This is a genomic window from Saccharopolyspora pogona (assembly GCF_014697215.1).
GTDB lineage: Bacteria > Actinomycetota > Actinomycetes > Mycobacteriales > Pseudonocardiaceae > Saccharopolyspora > Saccharopolyspora hattusasensis.
This window is the reverse complement of record NZ_CP031142.1, coordinates 2,904,065-2,928,626: the sequence shown is the minus strand read 5'-3', so window position 1 is coordinate 2,928,626 and position 24,562 is coordinate 2,904,065. Positions and strand designations below refer to the sequence as shown.

Below are 24,562 nucleotides of genomic sequence, written 5' to 3'. Positions count from 1 at the left end.
ACCTTGAGCCAGCGAGTCAATCTCATCCAGGAATCGCCGGAGAACTTCGGTGCCCTGAACACGCTCAGCCGGGGCGCGGAGGCACGCGCGCGGGAATCCGGTGTGGACGCGAAATTGCTCGAGCTCGTCCGAATCCGTGCCTCGCAGCTCAACGGGTGCCAGTTCTGCGTCGCGATGCACACGCGTTCCGCGCGAGAGGCGGGCGAGTCCGAACACCGTTTGCAGGAGCTTGAGAACTGGCCGGACTCGAGCCTGTTCACCGAAAGTGAGCAGGCGGCGCTGCGGTTGACCGAGTCCGTGACGCTGCTCAACGACCGAAAGGTGCCAGATGAGGACTACCGGCCGGCGGAGAAGTACTTCGACGAACCGCAGTTGGCGAGTCTGCTATGGACCATCGCGTTGATCAACGCCTACAACCGGCTGTCCATAGCGACCTCCTCGTAGCGAAACGAGATGTGAGAAAGGAACCCGCATGTCTAGGACGGGTATGGCGCTGCTAGGCTTTTTCGGTGCGCTCTCCGCGATGGGAGCTACCGCAGTTCCCGCCTTGGCGGCCACCGGACAGGTGACGGTTTTCGAATCCGAAGTGCAGCCGCTGACCACATACGAGAACCCGGACGGCTGCTACAAACTGCCGCTCGCGGCGCACGTCTTGAACAACCAGACCGATAAGCCGGTGCGCATCTACGGGGATCCGTTCTGTCTGGGGCCGAGCCTGACCGTCGAACCGGGACAGGGCGCCCACGTTGCTCCGGGCAGTGGGAGCTTCTCCGTCTGAAACGCGGCGTCGGTGTTCGCTGCGTGTTCGGTGCTGCCGCAATCGACCGCGGTATTCCGATGGTTCAAATCTAAGAAATAAACAATCTTGCGCGGACGTTCAGCGAACGTCGGTGTGAGGCGGCGCGTGCTTCGCCCGCCGCTTTTTCCAGGTAATAACGAAATGGAGTGATTGAGAGATGACCACTACCGTCGCCAACGAGCGGCTGCAGAAGCGTTTTGCCAAGTGGGACCACGACGGCAGCGGCCGTTTGGAGCGGGCGGACTTCGAGCAGGAGGCAGCCCAGATCGCTCAGGCTTTCGGTAAGGGCGTGGACTCGGCGGACGTGCAGCCGATCAAGAACGCCTTGATCGGTCTGTTCGAATACGTCGACCAGGAGGCCGGGAGCAACGGCCTGGTCACCGAGGCGCAGTTCATTGACGTCACGGAGAAGCTCATCTTCGAAAAGGGTGAGGCCGAGTTCAACCGTGCGCTGACGCCGGTGGTACAGGGCATCGTTGCGTTGTGCGACAAGAATGGCGATGGGAAGATCAACGGCGCGGAGTTCGCCACTTGGCTCACCGCCCTGGGGATGGACGAGGGCCAGGCCGCGACGGCGTTCCAGCGGGTCGACAAGGACGGCAATGGTGAGCTGTCCACGGACGAGCTCCTGGCGGCCGTCCGCGACTACCACTTCGGCCTGTCCGATGTCGAGCTGTTGGGCTGACCCTCACCGCGGATGCTGATTCCGCGCGGCCGGTGCCGTTCTGGGCACCGGCCGCGCGGACATCCGAGTTGGGCTCACCTTCACCGCGGATGCTGATTCCGTGCGGCCGGTGCCGTTTTGGTCACCGGCCGCACGTACATCCGAACTGAGGAGATTATCTTTGTATAACACCGCTTCTATTGTCACGGCAGGTGACGTAACGGAAGAGTGGCGGCAGCGGGCCCAGCGGGAGGGCCTGGCCCGCGTGATGCGTGCTTCCCAGCCGGCGGAGTACAATGCCGACACGACGGAGCGGACTCGGCAGGTGGTGGCGGGGCAACTGCGGACCGCGGCACGAGAACTCGCCCGTCCGCTGTCCGCCGCGCTGGAGATCGGATGCGGGATCGGCCGCCTGACACCGACTCTGGCCGCACAGGCGGCCCGTGTTACGGCGCTGGACATGACTCCCGGAATGCTGGACGAAGCAAAGACATCCTGCTCCGAGCTGTCCAATGTAGAGTTCGAACTGGCCCGTGCCGAAGACTTGCCCTGGCATGGGCGGAAGTTCGATGTCGCCGTGTCGGTTTGGGTGCTGATGCACGTACTCGACGAGGCGGCACTGGCCGAGATCTGCCGGTCGATCTCGCACTCCAGCCGCTACTTCGTGCTCGTGGAGTACGCGCAGGCAGCGATCCCGGTCAGCGAGTGGTCCCGGCTGCGGTCGGTGGACGACTACCTCGCGCTGATGCCGGGCGCACAGCTCGTTGAGACGCAGGAGCTGCATTACGGCGGGGACCGTTCCACGGCGGCACTGATCCGGTTTCCCGGCTGAAGCGAGTATTGATCATGAACACTGAAACGAGGCGGGCGAGCTCGACCGGAGAAGTCCGGCCGGAAAGCAAGCTCCGCAGTTACGCGCGACTAGCCAAGCTCGACGTCTACGACTACTACCTCAGCATCTTCGTGGCCGCCTCCGCAGTGGTCCTGCCGTCGGGTGCGCTAAATGCACGCACCGTCCTTACACTGCTTGGCTTCCTCATCGGCGAGGTCCTCGTGACCGTCGCGCTGGTCGCTTTCGACGACCTCACCGGGTTCCGCGACGGCAGCGATATCAAGAACTACGGGCCGGACAATCCGCTCCGTAAGAAGCTGCGGAAGCCGCTCGTCGCCGGCACGCTGGAACCTCGCGAAGCGGAGCGCTTCGGCTGGATCGCCGCGCTGCTTGGGGCCGCGGCCTGGGCGGGCACGATCGCAATCGCGCCCGCGAGTCCGGTATGGACTGTCGTGGTAACCGGCGTGCTCTATGTCCTGGCGTTGCAGTACTCCTACGGACTCAAGCTGAGCTACCGCGGGCTCCAGGAGATCTTCCTCGTCTGGCTCGGCCTCTCTATGGTTATCGCGCCCTACGGCCTTGTGTCCGGGCAGTTCTCCTGGTTCGTGTTCGTGCAGGGCGTTTTGTTCGGCTTCGGCCCGCTCATGTTCGGCGTCTACTCCAACAGCAACGACGTCGAGGGCGACCGCTTGGTGAACCGGCCGACCGTTGCGGCTCTCGTCTCGGAACGGGGCAACACGATTTTCATTGGTGCGCTCTCGTTCGCCGAGTTCGCCGTAGGTGCGTTGGCTTCGGCGCTCGGGGCCGCGCCGTGGTGGTTCGTGCTGCTGATGCTTCCGGCGACGGCGCTGCGCGCGCGGCAGTACTACCTCGGCTTCCGAGCCGGCGACATCATGCGAGCCCGCAAGTTGGGCTTCAAGGTTCACCGGGTCAGCGTCGGGCTGCTGATCGTGGCGAACCTGCTCATCGGTTTGGGAGGCCCGGCGTGAGCACTGATCTCGATGTCGCCGTCGTCGGGGCGGGCGTTTCCGGCCTGACCGCGGCGCACGAGTTGCAGCGGGCAGGCTTGGATGTGCGGGTGTTCGAGGCGCAGCCGGAAGTCGGCGGCCGGATGCACAGTTTCCGGCACGAAGGTTTCGTGCTCGATGAGGGGGCGGAGCAGTTGTCCCCGCACGGCTACCGCGCCACCTGGCAGCTTCTGGCCCGCCTTGGGGTGTCGCTCGACGACATTCCTAAGATCGGCAGCGCCATCGGTATGTGGCGGGACGGGCGCGTCCACCACGGTGTCGCAGACCGGGCTGGGATGCTCACCGGCGCGGGGCTGTCGTTGCGAGCGCGCCTCGACCTGGCGCGAGTGCTCGGCGGCGCATCGCGCCGGAAGGCGGAATACGACTGCGACTTTCCGGAGTCCACACCGCTGGGCGCCGCGACCGTCCGCGAGTTCACCAGGCGCTACCACGACGAACTGCACGATTACCTGTTCCAACCGGTTGCGGGCTGTTTCTTCGGCTGGGATACGGCGCGCTCCGCTGCGGCGCCGATGTTGAGTCTGCTGCTGGCCGTTGGCCAGGTCGGCAGCTGGCGCACCTATCGGGATGGGATGGACACGCTCGCGTGCCGACTGGCCGATGGCCTCGACGTCGCCACCGGTGTGCGCGTGGACCAGGTCGCTGCGGAGCGGGATTCGGCACGCTTGTTGATCGGTGGGGACACCGTGACGGCCCGTTCGGTCCTGCTGTGCGTGCCGGCGCCGATTGCCGCGAAGCTGCACGCCAACACACCCGACCACGAGCGTCCGTTCCTTTCGGCGTGCACGTTCACCCCGACGCTGAAGGTCAGCTGCCTGCTGGACCGGCCGGTGGCACCGGAGTCCCGCCATCCGCTGTATGTGCTGCTCACCCCGGAAGTCGAGGAATCGGTGCTGTCCGGGATCATCATCGACCACGCCAAGCACCCCGGGCGCGTGCCGGCGGGCAAGGGACTGCTGACCCTGATGGCCAACGCCCGCACCGTTGCGGAGTTGCTGGACGCTCCGGAACCCGAGGTGATCGCGCGGCTGACCGCTGCGGCGGCCCGCTACGTGCCCGGCTTGGAATCGGCCAATGCGGCGAACTTCGTACACCGCTTCCGGTATGGGCTGCCCGAAGCGACCCCGGAGGCTCTGCGGTTGCGTTCCGCGTTCATGGCACGCGCCTGCGCGCCGGTCGACTACGCGGGTGACTGGTTGACACTGCGGCCGTCGAGTGAAGGCGCCGTGCGCGCGGGTGCGCTCGCCGCTTCTCGGACGCTGAGCCGGCTCGTTGGAAAAACAGACCGTCGACAACCGTCGCTCAACTCGGCATTGGAGGCCGTGTGAAACCGGACGATATGGGCGTCCTGTTCGATGAAATCGCCGAACACGGCACCCCCACCACAGTTCACCTGGACCGCCCATTCGACCTCGGCGACGACCGTCGCAAGTTCGGCGTCGCGGACCTCGCGGAGCTGGTGCAAGAACTGGCCGGCTGGCTCGCGGCGGCTGGTGCCGGTCACCGCGACCGAGTGGCGATCGTCAAGGAGAACCACTGGGACTACGACTTGTTGTCCTGTGCGGCTGTGCGCATCGGCGCCGTCCCGGCGAAGCTTTCCGACCGGCTGCCCAGCAACACCGTCGAGGCCCTTCTCAAGCGCCTCGATCCCAAAGTGCTGGTCACTACAGCAGCGGTGCTCGAACACGCCCGCGCAGCAGGCATCGACCTGGCGTCGTTCGCCGGCACGACGCTGGTACTCGATGGTGCCGTGCCCGGCACGCTGTCGCTGGATGATGTGCGTGGACACACCGCACCCGGCCCGCGCCGGCGCCATGACGACGAACCGCTCGCCGTGATGCACACTTCGGGCACGACCGGGACGCCCAAACTGGTAGTGCACTCGCGGAACACGATCATCGGCCAGTTGGCGAGATTCGAGACGGTGCGCTACCCGGTGATCGGGATGCGTGGTGACGATACGCTCGTCAATGCGAGCGCGTACGCGCACGGCCGCACCTTCTGTTGGACCGCGAGCGCGTTCTGCCTGGCACCGCGGGAGATCGTCGTCATCTCGCAGCAGGACGCCGACCGGGCGGACCCGGTGCTGCGCGCACATCCGCCGACGGTCATGGAAGCCCCTCCGGCGACGTACGTGCGGTTCGCACAGTTGACCGAGCGGCTGGACAACCCGTTCCGGCGGACGCGGCTGTTCGTGAGTACCTACGACGCCATGCACCCGCCCACGATCCGCTCCTATCTGACCGCAAGTCACCGCAAGCGTCCACTGTGGATGCAAGGATGGGGGCAGTCCGAGACCGGGCCGCTGACCTTCCGCTTCCACACCCGGTCCTCGGTCGATCCGAAGCACAGCGGCCGCACGAGCCGCAACGTCGGCTACGCGGTCCCGGTCAAGACCCGGTTGCGCGTGGTCGATCCCGACAGCTTCGAGCCTGTACCGCGCGGCCGGCCTGGGCTCGTGCTGGCCAAGACCGCCGCCCGCTGCCTGGACTACGTCGGGGAGACGGATCGATGGCAGGCCAAGCACTGGGGCGGCTGGTGGATCACCGGTGATCTCGGGGTGCGCAACCGGGATGGCAGCGTGGATTTGCTCGACCGCGAGGTCGACATGGTGCCGGGGCTGAGTTGTCTGCGTGTCGAAGACATCTTGGAGGAACGGCTACCACAGGTGCTGGAGTGCGTGGTCCTCGGACAACCGGGGAAGGCGCCGCTGCCGGTCGTCGTCACCGTCGACGGCGAGCTCGACAATGCGAGCTGGCTGCGAGCGACCCACGACATTCTGCCACTCCAAGCGCCGATTGCCCTGACTTGGGATCAGATCCCACGCACCGGAACCGGCAAGGTCCGCCGCCTCGCCCTACTGCAGGAGATCACGGCAACGGACGAAACCCACGGCACCGGACGGTGGACCTAACACAACGCGGCTGCGGGGATCGAGACCCTGCCCGGAACCTTCCAGCCGGCGGTGGCCTCCAGTTCGCCTGCCCCCCGGGGCAGCAGCAGTCAACTTCTCGGCCCTGAGGGGCCGGGCTTGCGGCTAGCTGAGGCTGCCGCATCTTGATCGGCTATGCGCCGACCGGGACGCGTGACTCACGCCCCGCGTTCCACACAGCATTGCCCCGCTGGGCGATGTTGCGGGAAGCGTTGCGGTCGGCGTGCTGAGCGTGGCCGCACGACCGGCAAGTGAAAGACCCCCGCGACACACCGTTGTTCTTGTCCGTGTATCCGCACTCGGCGCACATTTGTGATGTGTACGCGGGATCGACGTAGACCACCGGCACCCCGGCCATGTTGGCCTTGTAGACGATGAACTGCCCAAGCTGGTCGAACGACCAGGAGTGCAGCGTGACCCGTTCGGGCTTACGCCAGCCGTACCCGGTCGCGGATCCCCTTGAGTTCTTCCAGGGAAATACCGCGTCCGGTGCGCTTGGCCTCGGTCACGATCGTCTTCGAGATGCAGTGGTTGATGTTCTTGACGTGCCGCGCTTCCTTGCGGGCACGGGCTTTGAGTCGCCGCTTAGCGGCCTTGGTTTGCTTGGCTTGAAGCTTGGCGCGCAGGGCGATCTGGCGTTTGCGGTGCCGGTTGAGGCCACGCCCCGCCGCTGTGTAGCCGCTGCTGGCCCTGCTGGTTAATTCGGCGCGGTGTTGGGGCTGTTTGGGAAGGTGCGGGCGTGAAGCGAACGGACCGTTCGTGTCGTCTACCGAGGCGAACAGGCCGTTCACCGCACACCAACAGCCCCGGGCTCACATCGGATGAACGGAGCGAACGGACCGTTCGTGTCGTCTACCGAGGCGAACAGGCCCCGTGCAGAGCTCGCCCGCCGTCGTTCGTGACCACCAGCGAGACCGTGGTCTCCTCGCCGCATGGTTCGCGCCACGGGAGCGTGATCGCCTTCGGGGGACTTTGTTGGCGAGGTAGGCGGCGAGATCGTCCCGCACAGAGGCGGGCAGAGGCACGGAGCGGACCTTCCCACCCTTCGGGGGCGCGAAGACTCTCCGGTTCCCGACGATCTTCACCTGTCGGCGGATCGTGATGTTCCCGCGAAGCCAGTCGACGTCATCCGGCGACAGCCCGTAGACCTCACCCGCTCGCAGGCCGAGCCCGGCGCCGAGCGTGATCAGCGGCCGGTACCGCTCCGCTATGTTGGCGCGCTTCGCGGCGACCTGTGCGTGAGTCCACGCGGTGACCGGCTCGCGGGTCCGCTTCGGCGGCGTGACCGACTTAGACTGACACGGGTTGCGCCCGATGCGCTCGTCTTCGACGGCGGCGGCGAGGATCGCCGGCACGTGGTCGAAAACGACACGCTTGGTCGACTCCGCGATCGTCATTCCCTTGATCCACGCTTGCGCCGTGGACGGCCGGATCTTGGCAATCGGGCACTTTCCGAGCTTCGTTCCCGTGACGTAGCGGCGGAGTCGGTCTTTGGTGTTCTGAATGGTGAGCGGGTCCGATGTTCGATGCGCGAGCCATTCCGCTGCGAATTTGCCGAAGGTGATTTCGCCCGCTTTCGGGTCGATATTTGACGTACACGAACGCCGGAGCGTTTTCCTCTGGGAATTGCATCATTACGAACGAGACCGCTATGCCAGGGGAACGTCAAAGTTTGTGATCTTGGTGTGAAGTCCTGAGTGCGTGGTGACGCGTGGTGTGTCTGGATGTGGGTGGTGGCCTTCTGCCTGCGATGATGCGGGTTACCACACCTTGATCATCGTCCTAACAGGAGGCCACCGGTGTCAGTGTCGCATGTCCAGGATTCGTGCTCGCCGATTGCTGGCGGGTTCGGTGCGTCCGTGGAGATCGGCATGGACGTCGGTGTTGCCGCGGTGGGCGGGTTGGTCGAGATGCTGAGTCGGGTGCCTGACCCGCGCAAGCCGCGCGGGGTTCGTCACCGGGTTGGTTCAGTGCTGGCGGTAACGGTGTTCGCAGCGCTGGCCGGGGCCGGTAACTTCCGGGAAGCGGGGGATCGTGCCGCGGACCTGCCGCAGGAGTTGTTGGTGTTGGCCGGCTGCCGTCGGCACCTGTTGACCGGGCGTTATGTCGCGCCCAGCGAATCGACGATTCGTCGGGTGGCGCACGATATCGATGCTGACGCCGCCGATGAGCAGGTGTGCCGGTGGCTGCGGGAGCAAGCTGCGGCTGCGGCCCTGGCCCGTGGCGTCGATGTGGCCGGGGGTGATGACCACGGACCAGAGGGACTGGTCGGTGTGGCCATGGATGGCAAGACCCTGCGGAACACGGTGGCGCCCGGCGATCCGGAAGGCAGCGAGGTGAAGCTGTTCTCGGCGATGCTGCACCGAGAAGCCGTCGTCATTGCTCAGTTGCGGGTTCCTGAGGGCACCAACGAGATCACCCAGGTGGCCGCGCTGCTCAAGGACATCGATCTGACCGGTGTGGTCGTCACCGGGGACGCCGCGCACGCCCAGCACACCACCGCCGCGTACCTGACCCAGGACCGGGGCGGCCACTACGCACTCACGGTGAAAGGCAACCAGCCCACCCTGCTCACCCAGATCGCCTCAGTGCTCCCGCCGGCCGCGCCGGGCACCGCGCATCACGCCGAAACCGACCGCAGCACAGGCAAGATCGTGCGCCGCCAGATCTGGGTCGCACCGGCCAACGATGTTGACTTTCCCGGTGCCGCACAAGTGTTTCGTATCCGCCGCGACACCTTCGACCACGCGGGTAACCACCTGACCAAGGAGGTCGTGCACGGCATCACCAGCCTGACCGCCGAACAAGCCGGCGCCGACCTGATCGCCCGGTTCGTCCGCCAACATTGGGGCATAGAGAACAAGATTCACTGGGTTCGAGACGTCGTCTACCGCGAAGACCACCAACACGCCTACACCGGAACAGGAGCCCAGGTCATGGCCACCCTCCGCAACCTCGCCCTCGGGCTATTACGCCTGGCCGGAATCACCCAGATCACCCGAACTCTGGAACGTATCGCCGCTGACCGAACCCGAATCATTCCGATCATCGCAGCCGCTACCAGCACAAACCGACTTTGACGATCTCCTGACCGCTATGCCCGGATGTGAACCGGCCGAGAATGGTACGATGCCCAATTCCACGTGATCGAGCTTCGACGACTCGATAAGGTGCTCAAGCTGTCCGCGCCAGACATCGGCCTCGCCGACGGGATGTCGAATTACCGCTTCGCTGATGTAGAAGTGGAGTCGCGGCGGATAGTCGCCGTCGAGTCGTTCTTGCCGTTCGCGGCGCATTCCGGCCGGGCTCAAAATGCGGCTCTTGTGACGTTTCTGTGGGTGGTTTGAGCTGGGTTCTTGGGTCCGGAGACGGGGGCACGCCGTTGCTTCGTCTAGGTTTCTGGCTTGTCCAGAGTCAGGAACCGAGGAGCAGAGAACGGCGTGCCGAAGGCCAGTTCATGGCGTGCCGTGGTGGGCGTCGTCGGTGGCGGGCGCTGTATCTCGGGACCACCCGGGTGTTTTTGGAACGGAGCATTGCCACTCACGACGGGTGTCCGTGGGGTCGTGAGTGGCAATGCCGGTTCTTACCGGTGTCATGTCTCGGTAGACGTGTCAATCCCCGGACACGCCCTAGCCCACGGAAGAAGCAGAAGAGCCTGATTTTTGCGTTGCCGGGTGGCGGAATCCCGGGGCCGGGCTTGTGGCGGTTTGGTTTTGGGTGGGCCGTAGCCGGGTTTGACTGGTAGTTGCTTTTCGCTGGCGGGTGCGGGATTCGTCTCGGTCGGCCATTCGCCTAGGGGGTGTGGGTGGTGGTGATCGTTGCGTTTCGAGGTGGCCCGTGCGTGGTTTTCGGTGCTATAGCGCTTGAAACCGCTCACGATGCTCGTGCTGGTGGTGTGGTGGTGGTCGGGTGACGCCTTCGGCAAGCCCTGGTTTTCGTTGCCGCGTCGTGGCTTCCGGCGCTTTCGCTTCCGCGGCTTGGGTTTTTGGGTTTCGGTCCGGGTGTTTCACCTGATCAAGCGATCATAAATGATGTGCGGACTGGTGTTCCTCTCCTCGCCTTTCCGTGGGTGTAAATCGGCGAGGAGTAGACGGATTGTCATTGCTTGGTAACGGAATTCGGCCTCGGGGTCCTGCTCGTAGGCCCTACGGATCGGTTTCTGCGGCGACAAACCCCAAGAACACAGATAGTTGCCGACGGTGCGCAAACTCAACACGACGCCGTGCCGCACCCGGATCAGCTCGGCCACCGTCTTGCGGGTCCACACCACCCCAGCCAGCCCGAACGCCGCTGGGGTGTGCTCGGCCACCGCATACCGCAACTTGCGCTGCCGGCGGGCACTCAACGCTTCCTGCTCACCAGGCCTGCGACCCCGCCGACGCCCGGCAAGACCCTTCGAACCCTGTTTCCGCCACACCTGCACCCATCTGGACACCGACTGCGGCGCTACCGCGAACACCTGCGCCGCCTCGACCTGCGTCATCCCACCATGCACCGCCGCGACCACCCTGCGCCGCAGATTCTCCTGCGCCTCAGGCGACAACCTCCGCGCGTCCCGCACACGCGATCACGCCAGACCAACGAAAATCACACCCTTAAGTTCCCGATCAATAAAAGGTCGCTGGGGCACAGGCAAGTCGGGACCGGCGAGTTCGACGAGCCCACGGATTCGGTGTCCCTGGGCCGTGGCCGCGAGAAAAGCCTTGTCTCATCTCCGTGTTCGTGCTGGAGGTCCGCATTGCTGCGAACGTGGCCGTGGCATCGTGATTTGGCCCCGGTTCGGCACCGTTAGCGGGCCCCACCGATCGCCAGCCGCGGGGCGCGGCCGGTCTCACCGCTCACCAACCGACGTCGCGGTGGCACGGTTCCCCTTCGGCGGCCTACGCTTCGTCGTCCCGCCAGTCGTCGATGTCCATGTTGCCCAGCGCCAGGTTGGCCACCATGCCCCCCACGACCTCGGGGTCCACCCGGAAGGAGAACCTGCGTTCGCAGCCGCAGCCATGCTCCTTACCTCGACGAGCTAAAACGCTCTGGTGCGAAGGTGATCCTGCACGAGTCAAGCACAGGAAGCCGGCACGACGTGCCGGCATTCGTTACCGGTCTGCTCGGGACGCCACCCTGTACTACTGCGGTCCGCCGAGCCTTATGACCGCACTTGCCGACGCTAGTCCTTCATCAAGCGTGTCGGGTGGGTAGATCCGGCCTGAGATAAGGCAAAGGCCTTATCCTGCTTGGGTTTGCGACTCCAACGCATCCCAAGAGGAAAGGCCTTTGTGGTGAAGAAGGTACCGCACGAGCAGAGTCGGCGGAACGCGGCACGCCGACGGCGCAAGGTGGCGGCCCGGCATGCACGTGCGGGACACTGGGGCGCGCAGTCCAAGCCGATGCTGCACTCGGGCACGGTGAGCTACGAGATCGGCGGGAACGTCGACGCCACGTGCTTCGGCGGGATCGCGGCGGTGCACCGACTGGTGACCAAGCTCGGTTTGGCCGAGCGGATCAACGACAGTCTGGCGTTGTTGAAGGTGCACCTGCCCTACCATGAGTCCGATCACGTGTTGAACCTCGCCTACAACGTGGCCTGCGGCGGCACCCGGCTGGAGGACATCGAGCGGCTGCGGCATGACACCGCCTACATGAACGCGCTGGGCGCGGACCTGATCGGCGGATCCGACCACGGCGGGGGACTTCTGCCGTCGGTTCGCCAAGGATGACGTGGTGGCGTTGATGGAGGCGATCAACGCGGTGCGCCCGCAGTTGTGGACGGGTCGGGGACGAGACCTACTGGGTCCGATCGCCTACCTCGACGTCGACGGCACGATCGTGCCCACCGGCGGGGAGCACAAGGCCGGGATGGACATTTCCTACAAGGGAATCTGGGGGTATGCGCCGCTGATCGTGTCGCTGGCCAACACCAAGGAAGTGCTGTATCTGGTCAACCGGCCCGGCAACGCGCCCAGCCATCAGGGCGCGGCGCAGTGGATCGACAAGGCGATCGAGTTGGTGGCCCCGCACGCCGAGCGGGTGTGCCTGCGCGGGGATACCGACTTCTCGTTGACCGCGCACTTCGACCGCTGGGCCGAGAAGGTTGACTTCGTCTTCGGCATGGACAACAACGCCGCGCTGCGCTCCCGCGCCGAAGCGCTCGACGAGGCCTGCTGGAGCCGGCTGCAGCGGCCCGCCGCCTACGAGCCGCGCACCGGAGGGACCCGTGCCCGCAGGGAGAACCACAAGCAGCGGATCGTCACCGAACGCGGGTATGTCAACCTCGAACTCAACCACGAGGACGTCGCCGAGTTCACCTACCAGCCCGGCAAATGCCGGCGGCCCTACCAAGTGGTCGCGGTGCGCAAGAACATCAGCAAAACCCGCGGCGAACAGGTCCTGTTCGACGAGATCCGCTACTTCTTCTACATCACCACCCGCACCGACCTCACCGCCGCCGAGGTGGTGGCCTGCGCAGGCGACCGCTGCGATCAGGAAAACATCATCGGACAACTCAAATCCGGCATCCAAGCCCTGCGGGTACCGTTATACGACCTGATCTCCAACTGGGCCTACATGGTCATCGCCGCGCTCGCGTGGAACATCAAATCCTGGTTCGCGATGATGATGCACCGAAAACACCACCGGCGCGACTACATCCGCATGGAATTCCGCCGCTTCCTCCACCACATCATCCTCATCCCCGCCATGGTCATCCGCCACGCCCGCAGCATCACCATCCGGCTCATCGGCTACCAACCCAGCCTGGACCGACTCTTCAGCACCTGGAACACCATCGAACGCACCCGCTTCGGCTAACCCACCACCGGTTACCAGACTTCACACCCGACCACCGCGCACCCGCGGTGGCGACAACGCCTGCCCGAACCCCGAAATCGGCGCCCAGCACCCACCCGAGCGCCACGACACCGGCCCATACGAGCCCCACAACGTCCCCCACCACTCATCGGCGTATCCCACGCTCACGCCAACGTGATCATTTCGGCTACCACCGCCCCACAGAGACCGACTCGCTTATTTGAGGGCTAGCGCCCACCTCGACCCGATGCGTGTTCGCTGCGAGAGCTTCACCGGTGTGGCAAACGAACCTGGAGAGCAACTCGGCGACGCATTCGATGCGTGGTTGGTGCTCTCGAAGCGGGCGATCCACGTCGCGGAGGACGAGTCGCTCCTTCAAGCGATGCTGCGCGAGAACGTGCCCGTTGACTACTCATGTGAGGGCGGCGCCTGCGGCAGCTGTGTCCTCGAAGTCGTTGATGGGGAGATTGAACACTGGGATTTGTGCCTGAGCGCGGACGAGCGCCGGGGGGTCATGACCTCGTGCGTGTCGCGAGGACGCGGGGCTATCTCGCTGCAGGCCTGACGGGCGGGGCGTGGCCGGGTGCAGGTGACGTGCCCGCCATTGGCCGCAGCAGTAAGCCCGCGACATTCGGACCCTGCATGGCCAATATGCAAGACGATTGCTTGGCCTCAATCGCTCAGTTGGATCCCGCAATCATGGCACCGGCACTCGTATCTTCACACCGGTCCGTATCGCTGGCCCGGCGGCTTCGCCGCACCCGCGGCCAGCACCGCCGGGAGCATCATCGAGTGGTACGACTTCATGCTGTACGGCACGGTCGCCGCACTGGTCTTCCCGGAGCTTTTTCCAGCGACCCCGTTCGCTGGGACCTTGCTGACCTTCGCCACCTTTTCCGTCGGGTTCGCGGCACGCCCCATCGGTGCTGCCGTATTCGGATGCTTATAGGGCATTTGATCTCGGTTGATGTTGATCTGTCCGTTTTCAGATAGCACCTGATATTTTGATCGGCTTGTGAGTGTCCGGCGCGCGTACCCCGGCGACCTGTCCGATGCCCGATGGGCGTTGATCGAGCCGACGTTGACGGCATGGCGTGCCGCGCGGCGCGGGCCGGGCGTGGCGGCGAGGGTGCATGATCTTCGTGAGATCGTCAACGCGATCCGGTACGTGTGCCGGACCGGGATCGCGGGCGTACCTGTCGCACGACTTCCCGCCGTACCAGGGACCCCGCGTCCCACTTCTTCCGGGCAGGTCCGACCCCGGACACATCAAACCCCGACACCGCCACCCAAAAACGATCTTACGGGAATCACCTCAATTGTTGTCCCTCCGAATGGACTATTAAAACGCGAGCTAGCCGAGGCGGATTCTTGTGTCGCTGTTGCTCCAGTTGAGTGAATATGCGTCCACTGCGGGTTCGATCTTGACCAGGTCGGGGGAACCTTCTAGTCTTCGAGGCATGTGTGAACTGGGATGAACAAAGTTACTAAGCAAATTTTTCTCTCGAACGCTTTCCGGGGGAGCGTTTTCGAGGGAATTTTTCACGCTATTCCTATGGCTGCATTTGCGCGGGAAGCGAGGGAAATATCGGGCGGCGGGGGCGGTCGGGTTCCCTGTTGTGACGAGGTTTCCCATGCTCGCTCTGCTGCTCGGTCACATCGGTGACAATTCTTTCGATCGCGCTGAAGCGGCCGGGAGCCGGTCCAGCGCGGATTCTGGGGGAGGTACAGTCAGTGAGTTCGGCACAGGAGGCGGCTCCCTGGTCGTTGCGGAGGCTGCCGGAGGCAAGCGCGCTGGAGCGCTACCGCACCCTGCGGGATGAACCGGACGTCGAACTAGAGCTACCGGAGCGGCGAAATTCGGTGGCGGCCGCGTCCCTGATCGGCGCGGACGCCATCGCCCGCGGGCGCAGCGTGGTTTATGTGACCAGTGACGAGCTGGTGGACCAGACTGTGAAGCAGATCGCGGCGCTGCCGGAGCCGGCGGCGGTGAACCTGCACCGAGGCATGAATCAGCTGCGAGACCTGGTGGCCCACCACAATGCGCAGGCGCTCGGTGTGCTCGGCTTCTCCACCTACTTCAGCGCGAACCCGCGGATCGACCCGGCCGACGTGGTGCTGCTCGACACCGACCGCATCGGTGACGGGGTGATCGGCAGCCTGTTCATGGTCCGGGTGGACCGGCGGTTGCAGCCGCACGCCTACGAGCAGCTGCGCGAGCTCCTCGGAGAATCGGCGACCCCGCGGGTGCTCGAAGCGGACGGCTGGACGCCAGTTGCCGCCCGGGTCGGGGAGCTGCTGACCGGGCTGTTCTGCGGGGAGAGCACGCAGTTCGTCTGGTTGCGCTTACAGCCGTTCCTCGGGGATTGCCAGGTTGTTGTCGGGCCGGACGACATCGAGATCCGGCCGCCCCACGAGCTCCTGCACTCTCTGCCGGGTTACCGGCACGCCGGGCAGCGCGTGCACCTGAGCACCGCGCCCGCCGAGGCGGCCGCCGCAGACGTCGATGCGGCGGAGCTGGACCTGGCCGGGCTCTCGCCCAGCGTCCGGTACGCGATGGACTATCTGCGCACCTGCTTCACCGATCCGGATCTCACCCTGAACCGGGTGGCGAGCGCGGTGTACATGAGCCGTTACCACTTCTCCCGCAGCTTCCGGGAGCAAACCGGGTGGCGGTTCATCGACTTCGTCACCATGTTGCGCATGAACGAGGCGCGATTCCTGCTGCGCGAAACGTCGACCTCGATCACCGATGTCGCGCGTGCCGTCGGATACCGGGAGCTGAGCCACTTCCAGCGGATGTTCAAGAAGCGGTTCGGCATGTCCGCCTCCAGTTACCGGGCCGGTGCCGGATCCGCGCGGGAGCGGGACCTCCAGGTCGTCTGAGTGCGCCCCGCAGCGGGGCGCACTCAGACGACCTGCTCAGTGGCAGCAGCTCTCCCGCGTCCACTCCGGACGGTGCCAGTAGTGCTCGGCGCGGGCCGTCGCCGAGGGCAGCGGCGGGGCCGCGGCCACCGTCCCCGCTGCGGCGAAAGCCCTGCCTGTGGAACGGAACGGCGCCAGCAGATCCGGCACGGTGTGCCGCACCCCGCCGACGAACACCGCTCGCACGGCGGCCGCGGCGCGGATGTCGGTCAGCGGATCGCCCTCGACGGCGACCAGGTCGGCAAACCGGCCCGGAGCCACCGCGCCCAGCGTGTCGCCGTAACCGATTGCCTTCGCCGCGTTACCGGTGGCGGTCAGCAGTGCCTCCTGCGGGGTGAACCCGTACTTGACCAGCGCACGCAGGTTCTGGTGGGCGCTGATGCCGATGTCGTCGAGCGGGGCGTCGGTGCCGGAGACCACCAGTCCGCCCGCCCGGTGCACCCGCAGCAACGCGTCGACCATTCCGGCGGTGATCCGGCGGTACAGCTCGGCGTGCGGGCCGTTCGCTCCGTCGGCCTTGGCCTGGAGCCGCTCGTACTCCCAGCCGGGGAACAGGGTCCGGGTTCGTTCGTCGTCCACCAGCGAGCGGTCCTCGGCGAACAGTTCGCTGGCGAAGATCGTCGTGGAGGAGACCCACATCCCGCTGGCCGCCAGCACGTCGACGGCGTCGGCCGACATCCGGTACAGGTTGTAGCTGAGGGTACGGGAGTAGCCGAGACGGTGACCGCCGCCGGGATGCTCCATGCCGTCCAGCCCGCTGTGCGCCGCCGGGTACAGGTAGTGCGAGGTGACCGGAATGCCCTTGGCGTGTGCCCGTTCCACGGCCCGGCGCTCCATCGGTACGGGCAGGCGCATGTACAGCTTGACGAGGTCGTAGTCCAGCCCGGTCGCCCGGTCCAGTTCCCGTTCCAGCTGCCGGGCCGACATCGTGGTGCGCATGCAGTTGTACGAGGCGCGGGAGCCGTCGAGCGCCTCGCCGGATCCGAGATATCGAGGGCCGACCCGGGTTCCTGCCTCCAGCGCTTCCCGGTTCTCCACCATCTGGTAGGCCGGATCACCCGGGGAACGGCTGGTGGTGACGCCGTAGGACAGCCATAGCCGCCCCTGCCGGTCGCCCCACTGCCGCCCGCGCATGTGCCAGTGGTTGTGGGTGTCGATCAGGCCGGGAAGCACTGTCAGCCCGGACAGGTCGATCACCTGGGCGCTGCCGGGGCTGTGACCCGCGCTGGGCACGAGCGCCGCCACCCGGTCGTCCTTGAGCACGATGTCGACGTCCCGCTGCAGCTTGTCCGAGGTGCCGTCCCACACCGCCCCCGCCCGCAGCACCACCCGGCCGGTGGCGCGGGCCGGCCGGTACCGGAGGTCGGCGGCCACGGTGCGAGCGGCCCCGCCGTCGGTCAGCCGCAGCGTCCCGTTGCACAGGTAGAGCACCGTGCGGCCGTCCCCGCTCACCGAGAGCGAGTCGGTGACCTCGTTGGTCAGCTGTACGGGCGGGGCGGTGATGGTGCCCGACGCGTCCGTCGGCACGCGCCAGGCGAGGCTCTCGGCGCCGAATACGAAGCCATCTTTCGTCCACAGTGGACCGTCGTCGCCCCTGGTGGAGAGGGAACGCTCCGCGGCCACGGCCTGGTAGCGGAGCTCGCCGCTTTCGAGGTCCACAACGAGGATCTGGTTGTGCCCGGTCTCCGTGCGCCGCGAGTAGGGCCGCATGGCGGCCAGCGCCAGCTTGCCGCCGTCGGGTGACCAGCTCGGCCGCCCTGGCTGGTACAGGGTGGGCAGCACCTGCCGGGCGGTCCGGGCGGCGATGTCGAGCACCCAGGTGCCGCCCGACTCGTCCTGGTAGGCGATCTTCGTGCCGTCCGGGGAATACCGGGGCGTCAGCTGGGCGTCGGTCGCGTCGGTCAGCCGTTCGGACCGGCCGGTGCCCAGTTCCAGCCGCCACAGGTTCGCCGTTCCGGCGCGGTCGCTGACGTAGACCAGCGAGCGGCCGTCCGGTGAAAAGTCGGGATCGGAGGAGAAGTAGCCGTCGTCGACGACCTTGCGGGCAGTGCCTCCGATCGGCAGCACCCACAGGGCGTTCAGCGCGCGAAAGGCCACCTGCTCGCCGTCACGAGAGAGCACCGGGCTGGCGATGCCCTTGGCCTGCCGGACGGCGGTGGAGCCCAGGTCCCGTGGCGCGCGGTGGTAGCGGCGGTTGGCCAGCGGCAAGACAGCGGTGAACGCGACGTCGGTGGCCGGGCCGGTCAGTCCACGGCGCCGCACGCGGCCACCTGCGGTGTAGAGGAACTCGCTGGCGGACAGCCACGCCATTGGGAGCGGGGAAAGGTCCTCACCGGTGACCACGGCTTGGTCGCCCACCACCAGATCGGTCTTGGGCCCCTCGATGCGCACGTAGGTCAGGTTCCGGCCGTCCGGGGTGAAGCCGGGCGCGGCCAGCCCCGCGTCGCCGGGGACCGGGCGTTCGCGGTTGCCGGAAGCAAGGTCCAGCACCTCGATGACGGTGTCGCCCACCAGGTATGCCAGTTTGCTGCCGTCCGGAGACCACGCCGGGCTTGTGTGCACCTCGTCGGCGCTGGTGACCGCGGTGAGCGCCCCGGAATCCAGCTCCAGCACCCAAATACGGCTGAGGTGGTCGCGATCGGAGGAGAAGGCGAGCCGCTTGCCATCGGGGGAGAGACGGGGCTCGGTGTTGTAGCCGGGTCCGGTGGTCAGCTGGGTCAGCGCACTGCCGTCCGGGGCGACGGTCCAGGCGTCGTACACCCCGTCACGGAAGGACTGGAACAGGATCCGCCGCCCATCGGGGGAGAACTGCGGGCGGCAGGCGTCGTGGTCGAGCGGGGTGATCAGCCGCGCCGCGCCGCCGGCGACGGGCAGCACCCAAATGCCGCCCGCGACGTCGATGGCCAGCGTGCGGCCGTCCGGGGACACCGTGACACCCAGGTTCGCGCTTTCCCGGACGGTCACCGAGAGGGCCTCCGGCGTGCCTTCCTGGGCCAGTGCCGGGACCGGCCACGATGCCAGCCACACCGCACCGGTTCCCGCGGCGATGCCACCCAGTCTCAGTGCTCCGCGTCGTGAGATCTCCATTTGCGTCCTAAGGCCTGTTTCGAAAGTGGTTTGCGTAGCGGTGCGGGTAGCGGAACCTCAGAGGTCTTCTCGCTGCGGGATGCCCGACATCATGAATGCCCAGTTCACCGCGTCGGGGCTGTCCTCGCGAGAAGGACCCCTGAGAACCCGCGGCGGTGCCAGTTGAGTCCCACACCGCAAGCGGCTGCTGCCGCTTATAAAACACGTCCTAAACCCTTCGTGCCGTGGTGTACCGGGGCAGGTCGTTGTGATCGGTGTGGTCGGCGATGTCCTCGAACGCCTGAAGCCCGCCCAGCAACGACATCACCGCCTCCGCCTGCTCGTCGTCGTGTTCGATGGCTACTCCGCCGCCGGGCCGCAGCAGCCGCGCCGCCGCGCCGGTGACCGCGCGGATGACAACCAGGCCGTCGTGCCCGGAGAACAGCGCCGGGTGCGGCTGGTGCTCCTCCCACTCGGGCGGAAGCATCCGGCCCTCCACCACGAACGGCGGGTTCGCCAGCAGCAGGTCGACACCGCCGCGGAGCCCGGAGAACAGGTCGGGTGCGGTGACGTCGCCCTCGTGCAGCGAGATCGGCGTGTCCCCGGCGGCGGCCCGCGCGGCGACGTTGCGGCGGGCCCAGCTCAGCGCGTCCGGCGCCAGCTCGACGGCGTGCACCGTGGCGTCCGGGCGGGCGTGGGCCACGGCCAGCGCGATCGCCGCGGAACCGGTGCACAGGTCGACCACCACCGGGTTCTCGACGTTTTCGAGCACCTTCAGGCCCCAGGCCAGCAGCGGCTCGGTGTGCTTGCGCGGCACGAAGACCCCGGGCCCCACCTCGATGTCGATGCCACCGAGGCGGGCACGCCCGGTCAGGTACTCCACCGGCACCCGCCGGGCCCGGTCGGCCAGCAGGTCCTGGAGCCGGCCGGCCGCGGCCGCCCCGAGCGGCTCGTCCACCGGAAGCTGCTGGGCCGGTCGGCAAAGCACGTGCGCGGCCAGGGTCTCGGCGTCTTGACGGGGTGCCCAGGCGCCGGCGTCGGCCAGCGTCTTCTCGGCGTCGTCCAGCACCTCGCCCAGCGTTCGGGGACCGCTCATCCGAATCGGGTTCCTTCCAGTATCTTTGCCGCGGTCTCCAGATCGCCGCGTTCGTGAAGGGACGACAGCGCGAAGCGGACCAGGCCGGTGCCCTTCGCGACGGTGGGGAAGAACGCGGGGAGGACCAGCACCCCGGCGTGTTTCAGTGCGGCCGTGGTCTGGAACGCATCCTCCTCGGTGGCGAAGTGCGCGCCGCGCACCGGGGACCACAGGCCGGAGTTGACCAGTCTCCCGCCGGTCAGATCGTCGAAGTCGGTGACGTTGCGCCACAACTTCTCCTGGAGCGCGGCCACCTCCCCGTTCACGTGCAGCTCGGCGGCGGCCACGTTCGCGGCCAGCAGCGGCAGCATGATCGAGTGCCCGAACACCAGTGGGTTGGCGAACTTCCGTAGCGCCCGGACGTCGGCTTCGCCTGGCACCAGCGCGAACCCGCCGGAACCGCCGAACGCCTTGGACAGCGAACCGGCGATCACCACGTTCTCCGGCAACTGGTCGCCGAGGCTCTCGAAGGCGTACCCGGCGCCCATCGCGCCCGCGATGGAGATGCCGTGCGCGTCGTCGATGTAGAGGTGGCCGCCGTAGGGCCGCAACGCCTCCAGGACGCCGGCCACGTCGATCAGCCCGCCCATCGAGCCCACCCCGTCGACCAGCGCGACCGGAGTGCGCCCGGTCTCGCCGATCTCGCGCAGCGCGGTCTCCAGCGAATCGGCGGAGTCCAGGTCGAACCGGTGCGTGGGGCCGATCTGCCCCAGCAGCCCACGCAGGATCTGCATCGACGAATGCGCGGTCTTCTCCACCAGGAAGGCGGCTCCGGCGGGCGCGATCCGGTAGCTGGGCAGCGCACCGCTACCCAGCAGCGGCAGCAGCCCCAGGTGCACGGTTCCCACCGAGGTGAAGGCAACCGCTCGGTTGCCCCGGTAGACCGTGGCCAGCAGCTCCTCCAGCTCAGGCAGGTAGTGCGGCCGCATCCGGTTGCGGGAGGAGGAGAAGTGCACCCCGAACCGGCGCAGCGCCGTCTCGGCGGCGTCGATCAGCGCCGGATGTTCTTCGAGGCCGAGATACGAGCACGAGACGAACTCCAGCGCCGCACTCCCGTCGGCCAGCCGCACCTTCTTCCCCTCGCGGCCGGTGATGGTGTGTCCGGTCAGCCCTTGCTCGAAGGCGCGGTCGAGGGAGTCGGAGGTCCGGCTGATCCGGGACTTGACCCAGTTGACCGGCTGGGTTTTTTGCGGCTGGATCATGCTTCCTCGCTTGGGGCGCAACTGTTTCGGTTTGGGTGGGCGGGCGTGCAAGGCCGAATGTGGTGTTCTCGCGGTTCCCGGATGCGGTTCCCGGATGCGGTTCCCGGATGCGGTTCCCGGGGTGCGGTAGTTGGCGGCCGGTTCCCTGGCGATCTGACCAATGCGCGGACTCACTCCCGCTCACTCCCACTCACCGGAAAGGGGCGGTAGGCCGTCGAACAGCTGGGCGCACACGCTCGCGTGCCGGGGCAGCTCGTCGTCGAAGAACGCCCGCAGCCTGGCCAGTGCTGCTTCGAAACCGGCTTCGTCGCCAGCGTCGACCAGATCGGCGATCTGCCGGATACCGGCTGCCAGGGCGGCGCGGGCGCCGGGTGCGTCCGGATTGGCCGCCTGGACGTCCCAGTAGACCTCCGGCGTTCCGGACGTGATGCGGGCGAGCAGCGCGAGCAGGGTGCGATGGGGCGGCGGGGCCAGGGGCGCCACCTCGCGGACGCCGTCGGCGAGCGTGGTCAGCGCCAGGCCGAAACCCAGCATGGTGGCGTGGGTGAGCGCCTGGGTGGCGGCGGCGAGGCGATCGTGGTCGCCCGCCTCGCACAGCACCGCGTGGCCGCCCCAGTCCCGCAGCAGTGCCAGCAGCTCCGCCACCCTAGGTCCATTGTGGACTATTACGGCGGCGACCGGCTTGGCGGTGAAGCCCAGTGAGGGGGCGAACATCGGGTTGAGGCTCACCGCCTCGATCCCGCTCATCTCCCGCAGCACTGTCGCGACGGCACCCTTCACCGACAGGGTGTCGGCGACCAGCGTGCCCGGACGCAGATGTGTTGCCAGCACTGGGAGTGCGGCGAGTGCGGTGCGCTCGGGCACCGCCAGCAGTACCAAGTCGGCGGCGGCCAGCTCGGCGCGGAGCGCGGCGTCCGGGGCGGTGGCGTCCCCGCTACCGGCCGCTGGGTCGGCGATTACCACCTCGGCGCCGGAATCCCGGAGAGCACGCGCGAACAGTTCACCCACCGCGCCCGCACCGCCGAGCACCAGGCAGCGGCGCAGCGACCGCACGCCGGTCACAGCGCGCCACCCATCGCGGGGCGCATCGCCGTCTGCGCGACCGCGGTGAGCACGGCACGGGACTTGACCACGGTCTCCTCGAACTCCTCCACCGGATCCGACAGCGCCACGATCGCGCCGCCGACGCCGAAGCTCAGCCGTTCCCCGTCGGCGACCAGCGTGCGGATCACGATACTCAGATCCGCCGCGCCGGACAGCGAGAACCAGCCGATGGCCCCCGAGTAGACCCCGCGCGGACCCTCCTCCAAGCGGTCGATGATCTCCATCGTGCGCACCTTCGGCGCGCCGGTCATGGAGCCGCCGGGGAACGCCGCCCGCACACAGCTCACCGCCGACTCCCCGGCGCGCAGCGTGCCGCGGATGGTGGAGACGAGCTGGTGCACCGGCGCGTAGGTCTCGACGTCGAACAGCGTCGGCACGTGCACCGAGCCGATCTCGCACACCCTATTCAGATCGTTGCGCACCAGGTCGACGATCATCAGGTTCTCCGCGCGGTCCTTCTCCCGGGCGGCCAGGTCGAGCTTGAGCCTCTCGTCCTCCTCCGGGGTAGCACCGCGGGGGCGGGTGCCCTTGATCGGTTTGGACTCCACCACGCCGTCCGCGCCGATGGACAGGAATCGCTCCGGGGAGGCGCTGAGCACCGCCAGCCCGTCGAAGTCCAGAAACGCGCCGTAGGGCACCGGGCTGATCCGCCGCAGGGTCTGGTAGGTGTGCAGCGGGTCGATCCGCTCGTCCACGGTGACCGTGTTGGTCAGGCAGATCTCGTAGGACTCGCCATGCTTGATCTCTTCCAGGCAGGTGGCCACCCGGGCGAGATAGGCGGCCCGGTCGTGCCGCGGCCGCGCGGTGTCCAGCCGGTCCAGGTCGGTGGCCGTGCCGGCGTCCAGCACCCGTGCTTGTCCGTCCACACCAGACGATGGCAGGGCGAGTAGCCGCAGCGCGGTCTCGTCCAGCCAGGCGATGGCGGCGGCCTCGGTCTGCTCGGTGCTCAGCGCGAGCAGGTACGAGCGGTGCTGGACGTGATCGATCGCGAGCATCCGATCGACGAAGATCATCGCCGCGTCCGGGGTCTCGGACCGGTGCACGGCCGAGCCCGAGGTCTCCGCCTTCAGCTCGTAACCGAGGTAGCCGACGTAACCGAGATCGAACTCGAACGGCAAGCCCGGCGGCGTCGGCACGGCGCGTCGCCTGAGCTGCTCGTCGAGATAACCGAAGAAGTCCTGCCGGATCCGCTGCTCGGTGCCGTCGCAGCGGTGGACCCGCACGGTCCGCTCCGCGAGCCGGTAGGTGAGGTGCTCGGCCAGCGGGCCCCGATCGTCGCCCAGGAAGGAGAACCGGGACTGGCCCGGCCGGACTTCGCTGGTGTCCAGCCAGAAGCTGTGCGGCGCGCCGGCGAACAGCTCACGGTGCGCGGTGGCGGTGTCCGGTTCACACTCGATCTCCCGGACGTGCATCCGCAGGGCCTGGATGTCCGATGTGGACGGTCTGATGGGCGGTGGCGGCGCCACGGCGCCCGCCCCCAGCGCCAGGTCACGGAAGTTCGCCAGCAGCTGCCTGCCGTACTCGCTGCTGATCGACTCGGGGTGGAACTGCACGCCCCACAGCGGCGCGGTGCGGTGCCGCAGACCCATCAGCACGCCGTCCTCGGTCCACGCCACGGCCTCCAGCTCCGCCGGCAGCCGGGTGACGGTCAGGGAGTGGTAGCGCACCACCGAGAACGGCGACGGCAGACCGGCGAACACCCCGCTGCCGGTGTGGTAGACGGGCGAGTTGCGGCCGTGCATCGGCTCCGGCGCCAGGTCCACCGTGCCGCCGAGGAGGTGTGCGATGCCCTGGTGCCCCAGGCAGACCCCGAGCACCGGCAGCCCCGAGTCCCGGATGGCCTGCGCGCTGGTGCCGAAGTCGCGGCTGCGGTCGGGCCGCCCGGGCCCGGGGGAGACCACGACGGCGTCGAACTCGGCGGCCAGTCGGGCCGGCAGCTCCTGGTCGTTGCGCACGACTACCGGGGCCCGCCCCGTCACCTCACCGAGCAGCTGGTGCAGGTTGTAGGTGAATGAGTCGTAGTTGTCGATCAAAAGGGTCCGCATGGGCCCGTCCTCCAGCTGGTCCTCGC

Annotated in this window: 21 protein-coding genes and 3 pseudogenes; 13 read left to right on the top strand and 11 right to left on the bottom strand. The window is 67.2% G+C overall.

The genetic code is table 11. From position 1 onward, the window contains the following. The first annotated feature begins 3 nt into the window (after window positions 1-3). The 7 genes from DL519_RS13435 (at window position 4) to DL519_RS13405 (ending at window position 6,237) form a co-directional block, all read left to right on the top strand. Complete coding sequence (locus tag DL519_RS13435) at window positions 4-444, top strand: carboxymuconolactone decarboxylase family protein (protein ID WP_190815130.1); 441 nt, start codon at window positions 4-6, stop codon at window positions 442-444. Window positions 445-487: 43 nt separating this feature from the next. After that, a complete protein-coding gene (locus DL519_RS13430) occupies window positions 488-778 on the top strand; it encodes a hypothetical protein (RefSeq protein ID WP_190815128.1) in 291 nt (96 codons plus the stop codon). A 178-nt stretch (window positions 779-956) separates the two neighbouring features. Continuing rightward, window positions 957-1,484: an EF-hand domain-containing protein gene (locus DL519_RS13425; RefSeq protein WP_190815126.1), complete on the top strand. Its 528-nt coding sequence runs from the start codon at window positions 957-959 to the stop codon at window positions 1,482-1,484. A gap of 160 nt (window positions 1,485-1,644) precedes the next feature. Further along, the gene (locus tag DL519_RS13420) at window positions 1,645-2,295 is read left to right on the top strand and encodes a class I SAM-dependent methyltransferase (protein WP_190815124.1); all 651 of its coding nucleotides are present in this window, start codon (window positions 1,645-1,647) and stop codon (window positions 2,293-2,295) included. Window positions 2,296-2,309: 14 nt separating this feature from the next. Beyond that, complete coding sequence (locus DL519_RS13415; protein ID WP_190815122.1) at window positions 2,310-3,284, top strand: UbiA family prenyltransferase; 975 nt, start codon at window positions 2,310-2,312, stop codon at window positions 3,282-3,284. Then, complete coding sequence (locus DL519_RS13410; protein ID WP_190815119.1) at window positions 3,281-4,651, top strand: protoporphyrinogen/coproporphyrinogen oxidase; 1,371 nt, start codon at window positions 3,281-3,283, stop codon at window positions 4,649-4,651. The genes DL519_RS13415 and DL519_RS13410 overlap by 4 nt, the downstream gene beginning before the upstream one ends. An 11-nt stretch (window positions 4,652-4,662) precedes the next feature. Next, window positions 4,663-6,237, top strand: a complete 1,575-nt coding sequence (locus tag DL519_RS13405; protein WP_190823959.1) for a class I adenylate-forming enzyme family protein — start codon at window positions 4,663-4,665, stop codon at window positions 6,235-6,237. Window positions 6,238-6,388: 151 nt separating this feature from the next. Here the strand turns inward: DL519_RS13405 and DL519_RS49940 are convergent, their stop codons facing one another. The 3 genes from DL519_RS49940 to DL519_RS13395 are packed head-to-tail and all read right to left on the bottom strand — an operon-like array spanning window position 6,389 to window position 7,652. Beyond that, window positions 6,389-6,667, bottom strand: coding sequence for a zinc ribbon domain-containing protein (locus tag DL519_RS49940; RefSeq protein ID WP_223840281.1), 279 nt, complete (start codon window positions 6,665-6,667; stop codon window positions 6,389-6,391). Between the two features lie 16 nt (window positions 6,668-6,683). After that, window positions 6,684-7,046, bottom strand: a complete 363-nt coding sequence (locus tag DL519_RS46375; RefSeq protein WP_223838920.1) for a hypothetical protein — start codon at window positions 7,044-7,046, stop codon at window positions 6,684-6,686. A gap of 21 nt (window positions 7,047-7,067) precedes the next feature. Beyond that, on the bottom strand, window positions 7,068-7,652 hold the full coding sequence (locus DL519_RS13395) for a site-specific integrase (RefSeq protein WP_190815117.1): 585 nt from the start codon (window positions 7,650-7,652) through the stop codon (window positions 7,068-7,070). Between the two features lie 402 nt (window positions 7,653-8,054). Here DL519_RS13395 and DL519_RS13390 point away from each other — a divergent pair, with 402 nt between their 5' ends. Then, window positions 8,055-9,335 (top strand): ISAs1 family transposase, encoded by a 1,281-nt coding sequence (locus tag DL519_RS13390; RefSeq protein ID WP_190812573.1) that lies wholly within the window; start codon window positions 8,055-8,057, stop codon window positions 9,333-9,335. Here DL519_RS13390 and DL519_RS46370 read toward each other — a convergent pair. The 3 genes from DL519_RS46370 to DL519_RS13375 form a co-directional block, all read right to left on the bottom strand. Beyond that, entirely contained in the window at window positions 9,225-9,551 is a 327-nt protein-coding gene (locus DL519_RS46370) for a Scr1 family TA system antitoxin-like transcriptional regulator (RefSeq protein WP_223840280.1), read from the bottom strand. The genes DL519_RS13390 and DL519_RS46370 overlap by 111 nt on opposite strands. A gap of 710 nt (window positions 9,552-10,261) precedes the next feature. Beyond that, on the bottom strand, window positions 10,262-10,816 hold the full coding sequence (locus DL519_RS13380) for a winged helix-turn-helix domain-containing protein (RefSeq protein WP_190815113.1): 555 nt from the start codon (window positions 10,814-10,816) through the stop codon (window positions 10,262-10,264). Window positions 10,817-11,135: 319 nt separating this feature from the next. Then, window positions 11,136-11,345: a hypothetical protein gene (locus tag DL519_RS13375; RefSeq protein WP_223838917.1), complete on the bottom strand. Its 210-nt coding sequence runs from the start codon at window positions 11,343-11,345 to the stop codon at window positions 11,136-11,138. Between the two features lie 186 nt (window positions 11,346-11,531). On the opposite strand from DL519_RS13375, the pseudogene DL519_RS13365 reads away from it, so the two are divergent. The 5 genes and pseudogenes from DL519_RS13365 (at window position 11,532) to DL519_RS13345 (ending at window position 15,945) form a co-directional block, all read left to right on the top strand. Next, window positions 11,532-13,059 (top strand): annotated as a pseudogene (locus DL519_RS13365) (IS1380 family transposase). Between the two features lie 277 nt (window positions 13,060-13,336). Next, window positions 13,337-13,624, top strand: coding sequence for a 2Fe-2S iron-sulfur cluster-binding protein (locus tag DL519_RS13360; RefSeq protein WP_223838915.1), 288 nt, complete (start codon window positions 13,337-13,339; stop codon window positions 13,622-13,624). A gap of 192 nt (window positions 13,625-13,816) precedes the next feature. Beyond that, window positions 13,817-13,999 (top strand): annotated as a pseudogene (locus tag DL519_RS46365) (MFS transporter); the annotation flags it as partial. Between the two features lie 75 nt (window positions 14,000-14,074). Beyond that, window positions 14,075-14,273: pseudogene (locus DL519_RS13350) on the top strand (transposase); the annotation flags it as partial. A 520-nt stretch (window positions 14,274-14,793) separates the two neighbouring features. Next, on the top strand, window positions 14,794-15,945 hold the full coding sequence (locus DL519_RS13345; protein ID WP_190815105.1) for a helix-turn-helix transcriptional regulator: 1,152 nt from the start codon (window positions 14,794-14,796) through the stop codon (window positions 15,943-15,945). A 36-nt stretch (window positions 15,946-15,981) separates the two neighbouring features. Here the strand turns inward: DL519_RS13345 and DL519_RS13340 are convergent, their stop codons facing one another. From DL519_RS13340 to pabB, 5 genes are all read right to left on the bottom strand, one after another. Next, on the bottom strand, window positions 15,982-19,071 hold the full coding sequence (locus DL519_RS13340) for an amidohydrolase family protein (RefSeq protein ID WP_190815103.1): 3,090 nt from the start codon (window positions 19,069-19,071) through the stop codon (window positions 15,982-15,984). A 208-nt stretch (window positions 19,072-19,279) separates the two neighbouring features. Further along, window positions 19,280-20,146, bottom strand: a complete 867-nt coding sequence (locus DL519_RS13335) for a N5-glutamine methyltransferase family protein (protein ID WP_190815101.1) — start codon at window positions 20,144-20,146, stop codon at window positions 19,280-19,282. Then, window positions 20,143-21,387 carry an aminotransferase class I/II-fold pyridoxal phosphate-dependent enzyme gene (locus DL519_RS13330; RefSeq protein WP_190815099.1) on the bottom strand — a complete coding sequence of 415 codons (1,245 nt, stop codon included), beginning with the start codon at window positions 21,385-21,387 and terminating at the stop codon, window positions 20,143-20,145. The genes DL519_RS13335 and DL519_RS13330 overlap by 4 nt, the downstream gene beginning before the upstream one ends. A 180-nt stretch (window positions 21,388-21,567) precedes the next feature. Then, a complete protein-coding gene (locus DL519_RS13325) occupies window positions 21,568-22,449 on the bottom strand; it encodes a prephenate dehydrogenase/arogenate dehydrogenase family protein (protein WP_223838914.1) in 882 nt (293 codons plus the stop codon). After that, on the bottom strand, window positions 22,446-24,536 hold the full coding sequence (gene pabB / locus DL519_RS13320; RefSeq protein ID WP_190815097.1) for an aminodeoxychorismate synthase component I: 2,091 nt from the start codon (window positions 24,534-24,536) through the stop codon (window positions 22,446-22,448). Before pabB ends, DL519_RS13325 begins: the two co-directional genes overlap by 4 nt. Window positions 24,537-24,562 lie beyond the last annotated feature (26 nt).

What these genes read in the sequence shown, in the direction of transcription:
- DL519_RS13415 (WP_190815122.1), top strand. Translation starts at nt 2,310, where the DNA reads ATGAACACTGAAACGAGGCGGGCGAGCTCGACCGGAGAAGTCCGGCCG.
- DL519_RS13395 (WP_190815117.1), bottom strand. Translation starts at nt 7,652, where the DNA reads ATGACGATCGCGGAGTCGACCAAGCGTGTCGTTTTCGACCACGTGCCG.
- DL519_RS13375 (WP_223838917.1), bottom strand. Translation starts at nt 11,345, where the DNA reads ATGCCGGCACGTCGTGCCGGCTTCCTGTGCTTGACTCGTGCAGGATCA.
- DL519_RS13430 (WP_190815128.1), top strand. Translation starts at nt 488, where the DNA reads ATGGCGCTGCTAGGCTTTTTCGGTGCGCTCTCCGCGATGGGAGCTACC.
- DL519_RS13340 (WP_190815103.1), bottom strand. Translation starts at nt 19,071, where the DNA reads ATGGAGATCTCACGACGCGGAGCACTGAGACTGGGTGGCATCGCCGCG.
- DL519_RS13425 (WP_190815126.1), top strand. Translation starts at nt 957, where the DNA reads ATGACCACTACCGTCGCCAACGAGCGGCTGCAGAAGCGTTTTGCCAAG.
- DL519_RS13405 (WP_190823959.1), top strand. Translation starts at nt 4,663, where the DNA reads ATGGGCGTCCTGTTCGATGAAATCGCCGAACACGGCACCCCCACCACA.
- DL519_RS46370 (WP_223840280.1), bottom strand. Translation starts at nt 9,551, where the DNA reads ATGCGCCGCGAACGGCAAGAACGACTCGACGGCGACTATCCGCCGCGA.
- DL519_RS13330 (WP_190815099.1), bottom strand. Translation starts at nt 21,387, where the DNA reads ATGATCCAGCCGCAAAAAACCCAGCCGGTCAACTGGGTCAAGTCCCGG.
- pabB (WP_190815097.1), bottom strand. Translation starts at nt 24,536, where the DNA reads ATGCGGACCCTTTTGATCGACAACTACGACTCATTCACCTACAACCTG.
- DL519_RS13335 (WP_190815101.1), bottom strand. Translation starts at nt 20,146, where the DNA reads ATGAGCGGTCCCCGAACGCTGGGCGAGGTGCTGGACGACGCCGAGAAG.